The sequence below is a fragment of the Actinomadura logoneensis genome (assembly GCF_003428695.1).
In the GTDB taxonomy this organism is placed as follows: Bacteria; Actinomycetota; Actinomycetes; order Streptosporangiales; family Streptosporangiaceae; genus Spirillospora; species Spirillospora logoneensis.
Window position 1 is genome coordinate 1 of sequence record NZ_QURH01000945.1, and the last position, 8,004, is coordinate 8,004.

At 74.3% G+C, this 8,004-nt stretch carries 6 protein-coding genes and 1 pseudogene; 4 read left to right on the forward strand and 3 right to left on the reverse strand.

Going from position 1 to position 8,004, the window contains the following annotated elements; translation table 11 throughout:
• The 3 genes from DZF91_RS31910 to aroA form a co-directional block, all read right to left on the reverse strand.
• The coding region (locus tag DZF91_RS31910) for a serine/threonine-protein kinase (protein WP_147341487.1) at positions 1-843 on the reverse strand (843 nt) is incomplete at its 3' end.
• 56 nt (positions 844-899) lie between these two features.
• Positions 900-1,946 (reverse strand): ribosome small subunit-dependent GTPase A, encoded by a 1,047-nt coding sequence (gene rsgA, locus DZF91_RS31915; protein ID WP_407920955.1) that lies wholly within the window; start codon positions 1,944-1,946, stop codon positions 900-902.
• On the reverse strand, positions 1,916-3,253 hold the full coding sequence (gene aroA, locus DZF91_RS31920; RefSeq protein WP_117360780.1) for a 3-phosphoshikimate 1-carboxyvinyltransferase: 1,338 nt from the start codon (positions 3,251-3,253) through the stop codon (positions 1,916-1,918). Before aroA ends, rsgA begins: the two co-directional genes overlap by 31 nt.
• A 176-nt stretch (positions 3,254-3,429) precedes the next feature.
• On the opposite strand from aroA, the gene DZF91_RS31925 reads away from it, so the two are divergent.
• The 4 genes and pseudogenes from DZF91_RS31925 to DZF91_RS31940 all read left to right on the forward strand — a co-directional run.
• Entirely contained in the window at positions 3,430-4,827 is a 1,398-nt protein-coding gene (locus DZF91_RS31925; protein WP_117360781.1) for a cytochrome ubiquinol oxidase subunit I, read from the forward strand.
• A 13-nt stretch (positions 4,828-4,840) separates the two neighbouring features.
• On the forward strand, positions 4,841-5,851 hold the full coding sequence (gene cydB / locus DZF91_RS31930; protein ID WP_117360782.1) for a cytochrome d ubiquinol oxidase subunit II: 1,011 nt from the start codon (positions 4,841-4,843) through the stop codon (positions 5,849-5,851).
• Between the two features lie 25 nt (positions 5,852-5,876).
• Entirely contained in the window at positions 5,877-7,475 is a 1,599-nt protein-coding gene (gene cydD / locus DZF91_RS31935; protein ID WP_117360783.1) for a thiol reductant ABC exporter subunit CydD, read from the forward strand.
• Positions 7,472-8,004, forward strand: a pseudogene (locus DZF91_RS31940) (thiol reductant ABC exporter subunit CydC); the annotation flags it as partial. The gene cydD and the pseudogene DZF91_RS31940, both read left to right, overlap by 4 nt.

The following is an 8,004-nucleotide window of genomic DNA, read 5'->3' on the forward strand; positions in this document are numbered from 1 at the left end:
CGCCGAGCCGTCCGGCGGGCCGGGGACCGTCGCGGGCTCCTGGACGGCCCGCCGCAGCGCGCGCTCGGCCTCGTCCGCGTCCAGCCGGCGGTCCGGGTCGCGTTGCAGCAGACCGGTCAGGACGGGGGTGAGCGGCCCGGCGAGGCGGGGCGGGTCCGGCTCGTCCGCCAGCAGCGCGGCCATCACGCCCCACACGCTGTCGCGCTGGTACGGCGGGCGGCCCTCGACCGCCGTGTACAGAGTCGCGCCCAGCGACCACAGGTCGGACGCGGGCGTCGCCTTCTCGTGCCGGGCCTGCTCGGGCGCGAGGTAGGCGGGGGAGCCGACGACCACGCCGGTCTGCGTCAGCGTCTCGTCGCCCGCGATGGCGGCGATCCCGAAGTCGGTCAGGACGGCCCGGTCCGTCCCCAGCAGCACGTTCCCCGGCTTCACGTCGCGGTGGACGACCCCGGCGGCGTGCGCGTGCCGCAGCGCGTCCAGCAGGTCGAGGCCGATCGCGGCGGCGCGGCCGGGCGGCAGCGGACCGTCCCCGTCGAGCAGCGCGTCCAGCGACGGCGCCCGGACGAGCCGCATGACGATCCAGGGCCGCCCGTCCTCCTCGACGACGTCGTGGACGGTCACGATGCCGGGATGGTCGAGCCGGGCCGCCGACCGGGCCTCCCGGAACGTCCGCTCGTGCACGCGCCGGACCTGCTCGTCCGCGAGGCCCGGCGGCAGGACGACCTCCTTGACGGCGACCTCGCGGTCGAGCGTGCGGTCGCGGGCCCGCCACACCGCGCCCATGCCGCCGCGGCCGAGCAGCTCCAGGAGTTCGTACCGCCCTGCGATCACCTTGGGGGGCATGCCCCCAGACGATACCGATGACTCACCGCTTCGCCTGCTTGGTAAGGCTTGCCCGGCTACTCGGGCTCGCCCTCGCGGCTGCGCAGGAGCCGCCGGAGCGAGTCGAGCCGGGCCTGGCCCGCGTGCCCGTCGGCGACCCAGGAGTCGAGGCCGCAGTCGGCCTGGAGGTGGTCGCACTGCGGGGGGCAGCGCTCGGCCGCGCCCTCGGCGAGGTCCTCGAAGGCGTCGACCACGTTCTCGGGCTTGACGTGCGCCAGGCCGAAGCTGCGCACGCCCGGGGTGTCGATGATCCAGCCGTCGCCGCCGGGCAGCTCCAGCGCCAGCGCGGACGACGAGGTGTGCCGGCCGCGCCCGGTGACGGCGTTGACGTGCGAGACGGCCCGGTCGGCGTCCGGGACCAGCGCGTTCACCAGCGTGGACTTGCCGACGCCGCTGTGCCCGACCAGCACCGTCACCCGCCCCGCCAGCAGGTCGCGCAGCTCGCCCAGCTCGCCGCCGCGCTCGGTGACGACGAACGGGACGCCGAGCGCGTCGTAGATCTCCAGCAGGGACGCCGGCGACGTGAGGTCGGCCTTGGTGAGCACGAGCAGCGGGTCCATGCCGGCGTCGTAGGCGGCGACGAGCTGCCGGTCGATCAGCCGGGGGCGCGGCTCGGGGTCGGCGAGCGCGGCGACGATCGCGAGCTGGTCGGCGTTGGCGACGATCACCCGCTCGAACGGGTCGGTGTCGTCGGCGGTGCGGCGCAGCGTGGACGTGCGCGGCTCGATCCGGACGATCCGGGCGAGCGTGTCGGGCTTGCCGGTCACGTCCCCGACCAGCGCGACGCGGTCGCCGACCACGACGCTCTTGCGCCCGAGCTCGCGGGCGCGCATGGCGGTGATCTCGCGCTCCCCGGACGCGTCCTGGACCAGGCAGCGGTAGCGGCCCCGGTCCACGGCGGTCACCAGGGCGGTGACGGCGTCCTCGTGCGCGGGCCGGATGCGGGTGCGCGGCCGGGAGCCGCGCCGCCCGGGCCGGATGCGGACGTCGTCCTCGTCGTAGTCGCGTGTTCGCCGTGCCAGTGGTCCGCCCCTTACCCAGCCGTCGTCAGCATCGCGCTCCACCGCTCGGTGAAGTCCGGAAGTGTCTTGCCCACGGTGCCCACGTTCTCCACCCGGACGTCCGGCACGGCGAGGCCCAGCACGGCCCCGGCCATGACCATCCGGTGGTCGTCGTAGGTGTGGAACACGCCGCCGCGCAGGGGGCGCGGGCGGATCTCCAGGCCGTCCGGCAGCTCGCGGGCGTCGCCGCCGAGCCCGTTGATCTCGGCGACGAGCGCGGCGAGCCGGTCGGTCTCGTGGCCGCGCAGGTGCGCGATCCCGGTCAGCCGGGACGGGCCGTCCGCGAGCGCCGCGAGGGCGGCCAGCACGGGGGTGAGCTCGCCCACGTCGCGCAGGTCGGCGGTGAGGCCGCGGAAGCCGGAGCCGCCGCGCACGGTCAGTCCGTCCGGGCCGAGGTCGACCTCGGCGCCCATCTCGGCGAGCAGGTCGCGCAGGGCGTCGCCCGGCTGCGTCGTCTCGGCGGGCCAGCCGCCCACGGTGACCCGGCCGCCGGTCACCAGCGCCGCGCCGAGGAACTGCGCCGCGTTCGACAGGTCGGGCTCGATGTCCCAGTCGCGTCCCTTGAGCCCGCCGGGCGCGACCCGCCACACGTCGGGCTCGGAGTCGTCCACGGTGGCCCCGGCCTCGCGCAGCATCGCGACGGTCATCGCCAGGTGCGGCGCGGACGGCACCGGCGGCCCCTCGTGTCGCACCTCCAGGCCCTGCTCGAACCGCGGGGCCGACAGCAGCAGACCCGAGATGAGCTGGGACGACGCCGACGCGTCCAGGGTGACGGTGCCGCCGCGCAGGCCGCCCCGGCCGCGCACGGTGAACGGCAGCGCGCCGCGCCCGCCGTCGTCGATCTCCGCGCCGAGGGCGCGCAGCGCGTCCAGGATCGGGCCCATCGGGCGCCGCCGGGCGTACGGGTCGCCGTCGATCGCCACGTCGCCGTCGGCGAGCGCCGCGACGGGCGGCAGGAACCGCATCACGGTCCCGGCGAGGCCCACGTCGATCTCGGCCGGGCCGCGCAGCCGCTCGCCGGGGTCGACCAGCCAGCCGCGCACCTCCTCGGCCGCGCCCACCGCCTCGGCCTCCGGACCGGCCGCCTCCACCTCCAGGACGTCCGCGCCGAGCGCGCGCAGGGCGTGCGCCATCAGCCGGGTGTCGCGGCTGGCCAGCGGGCGCCCGATCCGGGACGAGCCGGACGCGGTCGCGGCGAGGACCAGCGCCCGGTTCGTCATCGACTTGGAGCCGGGCAGCGTGACCGCGGCGTCCACCGGGCCCCGGGCCACGGGCGCGACCCAGTCGCGCTCGGGTTGAGAGAGCGGCATGCCCCCAGGCTATCGGGCCGGGACCGGGGGAGTCGGACCCGGAACCGACTTGGCCGAGAACGGGCCGAATCTGCCGTTAGCGACCGGAGTCACAGTCGCTTTTGCCCGGGTCGGTGCGGTCAAGTTCTACGCTGTGTAGTAGATCTACGCTCTGTAGTAGATCGAGGAGGCAAGGCGTGGACGAGTTGCTTCTCGCGAGGTGGCAGTTCGGTGTGACCACCGTGTACCACTTCCTGTTCGTGCCGGTCACGATCGGCATGTCGCTCCTGGTGGCCATCCTGCAGACCGCCTGGCTGCGCACCGGGAACGAGCGATACCTGAAGGCCACGAAGTTCTGGGGGAAGCTGTTCCTCATCAACTTCGGCATGGGCCTCGTGACCGGGATCGTGCAGGAGTTCCAGTTCGGCATGAACTGGTCGGACTACTCCAGGTTCGTCGGCGACATCTTCGGGGCGCCGCTGGCGATCGAGGCGCTGCTGGCGTTCTTCCTGGAGTCGACGTTCCTGGGGCTGTGGATCTTCGGCTGGGACCGGCTGCCGAAGATCCTGCACCTGGCGTGCATCTGGATCGTGGCCGTCGGCACGATGCTGTCGGCCTACTTCATCCTGATCGCGAACTCGTTCATGCAGCATCCGGTCGGCTACCGGTTCGACAGCGGGCGGAACCGCGCCGAACTGACCGACTTCTGGGCGGTCCTGACCAACAAGGTCTCGCTCGCGACGTTCCCGCACACGATCTTCGGCTGCTGGGTCACCGCCGGGGTGCTGGTCTCCGGCATCGCCGCCTGGCACCTGGCCCGCAAGCGCAACGTCGAGGTCATGCGGACCTCGTTCCGGCTCGGCCTGGTCGCGACCCTCATCGGGTTCATCGGGGTCGGGATCTCCGGTGACTTCCTCGGCAAGGTCATGACCGAGACCCAGCCGATGAAGATGGCCGCCGCCGAGGCGCTGTACCACGACGAGAAGCCGGCGTCCTTCTCCGTCCTCACCATCGGCACCCTGGACGGCTCGCGCCCGCTCTTCCAGGTCCAGGTCCCGCACCTGCTGTCGTTCCTCGGCACCGGGAGCTGGGACGGCGAGGTCAAGGGCATCAACGACCTGAACGCCGAGTACCAGCAGCTCTATGGGCCGGGCGACTACCGGCCGATCATCCCCGTCGCCTACTGGGGCTTCCGGGTCATGATCGGCGCGGGCGCGCTGGCGGCGGCGATCGCGCTCGCCGGGCTGTGGCTGACCCGGCGCGGACGGCTCCCGCAGAGCCGCTGGTTCTGGCGGGCCTCGCTGCTGGCCGTGGCGCTCCCGTTCATCGCGCACTCCGCCGGATGGATCTTCACGGAGATGGCGCGGCAGCCCTGGGTGGTGTTCGGGCTGATGCGGACCGAGCAGGGCGTCTCCCCGAGCGTCGGCGCGGGCAGCGTGCTGACCTCACTGATCGTGTTCACGCTGCTCTACGGGGCGCTGGCCGTCGTGGAGGTCGGGCTGATGGTCAAGTACGCCAAGTCCGACCCGCCCGAGGTGGCGGCCGAGTCCGACGAGCCGGACGGCGAGGACAAGCCCCTCGCCTTCGCGTACTGAGGGGACAGCGACGATGCATCTCCAAGACCTCTGGTTCATCGCCATCGCCGTCCTGTGGACCGGCTACTTCTTCCTCGAGGGCTTCGACTTCGGCGTGGGCGTGCTGACCCGCGTGCTGGCGAAGGACGAGACCGAGCGGCGGGTGCTGATCAACACGGTCGCGCCGGTCTGGGACGGCAACGAGGTGTGGGTGCTCACGGCGGGCGGCGCGACCTTCGCCGCCTTCCCCGAGTGGTACGCCTCCCTGTTCAGCGGGTTCTACCTGCCGCTGCTGCTCGTCCTGGTCGCGCTGATCCTGCGCGGCGTGGCGTTCGAGTACCGGGGCAAGCGGGACTCCGCGCGCTGGCGGGCCGGCTGGGACCACGCGATCTTCTTCGGGTCGCTGCTGCCCGCGTTCCTGTGGGGCGTGGCGTTCGCGAACATCGTCCGCGGCGTCGCGCTGGACGGCCGGCACCTGTACGTCGGCTCGTTCCTCGACCTGCTGAACGTGTACTCGCTGGTCGGCGGCCTGACCACGCTGCTGCTGTTCACCTACCACGGCGCGGTCTACACGGCCCTGAAGACCACCGGCGACATCCGGGACCGGGCCCGCGCGCTGGCCACCCGGATCGGCGTCGCGACCATCGTCGCGGCGGCGGGCTTCCTGGTCTGGACGCAGGTCAACCACGGCTCGGCCGCCACCGCGGTCACCGCCGGGCTGGCCGCGGTCGCGCTGGTCGCGTCCTGGGCCCTGACCCGGGTGGACGGCCGGGACGGCTGGCGGTTCGGGCTCTCCGGGGCGGCGATCGCGTTCGCGGCGGTCACGCTGTTCGTCTCGCTCTACCCGAACGTGCTGCCGTCCACGCTGGACGCGGCCAACAGCCTGACCGTGGACAACGCGGCGGCCTCGCCCAAGACCCTCGGGATCATGACCTGGGTCGCCGTCCTCTTCCTGCCGCTGGTGCTGCTGTACCAGGGCTGGACCTACTGGGTGTTCCGCAAGCGCATCGGGGTGCGCGACATCCCGGCCTACCAGGCCCACTAGAACCGGCACGAGGAACAGGTGTCCGATGCCCAGACCGCTTGACCCGAGGCTCGTCCGCGAAGCCCGCGCGACCGCGCCCTACCTGGTCGCGTGCGCCGTGTCCGGCGGTCTGGCCGCCGCCTGCGCCCTGGCGCAGGCGGCGTTGCTGGCGCACGGGATCGCCGCGCTGACGGTCCCGCTCGCGCTCGCCGGCGTCGTCGCCTTCCGGGGGCTGCTGGTGTGGGGGCAGCAGGTCGCCGCCCACCGGTCCGCCGCCGGGGTGAAGGCCCAGCTGCGCGCCCGGGTGCTGGAGAAGGTCGTCCGGGACCGCCCGGACCGCCCGTCCGGCGAGATCACCGCCCTGGTGACGCGGGGCGTGGACGCGCTCGACCCGTACTTCGCCGGGTACCTGCCGCAGCTCGCGCTGTCGGTGATCGTCCCGGTGACGGTGCTGGCCGCGCTCGCCGTCACCGACCCCCGGTCGGCGGTGATCGTCGCGGTGACGCTGCCGCTGATCCCGATGTTCGGCGCGCTGATCGGCCTCTACACCGCCGGGCGGACCCGCCGCCGCTGGCGCAGCCTGGAGGTGCTGGCCGGGCACTTCACCGACGTCGTCACCGGGCTGCCGACGCTGAAGGCGTTCGGCCGGGCGAGGGCGCAGGCCGCGCAGATCGAGCGGATCACCGGCGAGCACCGGCGCGCGACCATGGGGACGCTGAGGATCGCGTTCCTGTCCGCGCTGGTCCTGGAGATCGCCGCGACGCTGTCGGTCGCGCTGGTCGCGGTGTCGATCGGGCTGCGGCTGGTGTCCGGCTCGGTGCCGTTCGAGACCGCCCTGTTCGTCCTCATCCTCGCGCCCGAGGCGTACCTGCCGCTGCGCGCGGCGGGCGCGCAGTTCCACGCGGCGCAGGACGGCGTCGCCGCCGCCGAGAAGATCTTCGCGGCCCTGGACGCGCCCGGCGGACCCGTCCGGACCGGCGGCTCGTCCCGTCCGGCCGGGGAGATCCGCGTCGAGGACGTCACGGTCGCCCGCCGCGACGTGGTCGGCCCGTTCAGCTTCACCGCCCCGGCCGGAAGGCTGACCGTGCTCGCGGGACCGTCCGGCCTCGGCAAGTCGAGCCTGCTGGACGTCCTGCTCGGGTTCGTGCCCGCCGCGTCCGGACGGGTGCTGTCCGGCGGTGAGCAGGTCACGCCGGGCGAGGCGTGGCGGCAGGGCGTCGCCTGGGTCCCGCAGCGGACGTTCCTCATCGCCGGGACGGTCGCCGAGAACATCGCGCTCGCCGTCCCCAGCGCGCCGGACGACGCCGTCCGCCGCGCCGCCGAGGCCGTCGGCGTCACCCGCTTCACCGCCCTCGACGCCGAGGCCGCCGCCCTGTCGGCCGGGCAGCGGCAGCGCGTGGCGCTCGCCCGCGCCGTCCTGCGCGTCGACCTCCTCGGCACCCCGCTCGTCCTGCTGGACGAGCCGACCGCCCACCTCGACCCGCGCACCGAGCAGGACGTCCTGGACCTGCTGGACGGCCCGCTGCGCGGCCGGACGGTCATCGCGACCACCCACCGCGGCGCGCTGCTGGACCGCGCCGACCACCTCGTCCACCTGGACCCCCGTCCGGGCGTCCCCCTCGACACGGCGGCGGTGCCGGTATGACGACCACGACGGTGAACGTGCGGCGGCCCGGCGTCCGCCTCGGACTGGCGGTGCTCGCCGGGTCCGGCGCCCTGATCTGCGGGATCGCGCTCATGGCGACCTCCGCGTGGCTGATCTCCCGGGCGTCGCAGCACCCGCCCGTCCTGTACCTGATGGTCGCGATCGTGTCCGTCCGGGCGTTCGGGATGGGCCGCGGCGTGCTCCGCTACGCCGAACGGCTCGTCTCCCACGACGCCGCGCTGCGGCTCCTCGCGCGCACCCGCGTCCGCGTCTTCGAGCGCCTCGCCGACCTGGCCCCGGCCGTCCGGCCGAGCGGCGACGGCGGGCCGCTCGGCGTCGTCCTGGACAACGCCGAGGGCGTCGCCGACCGCTGGCTGCGCGGCGTCCTGCCGATGGCCTCCGCCGCCGTCGCGTGCGGCGCGGCCGTCGTCCTGGAGTGGTGGCTGCTGCCGTCCGCCGGGGCCGTCCTGCTCGCCGCGCTGCTCGCGGGCGGGCTGGCCGCGCCGCTGCTGGCCGCGTCCGGCGCCCG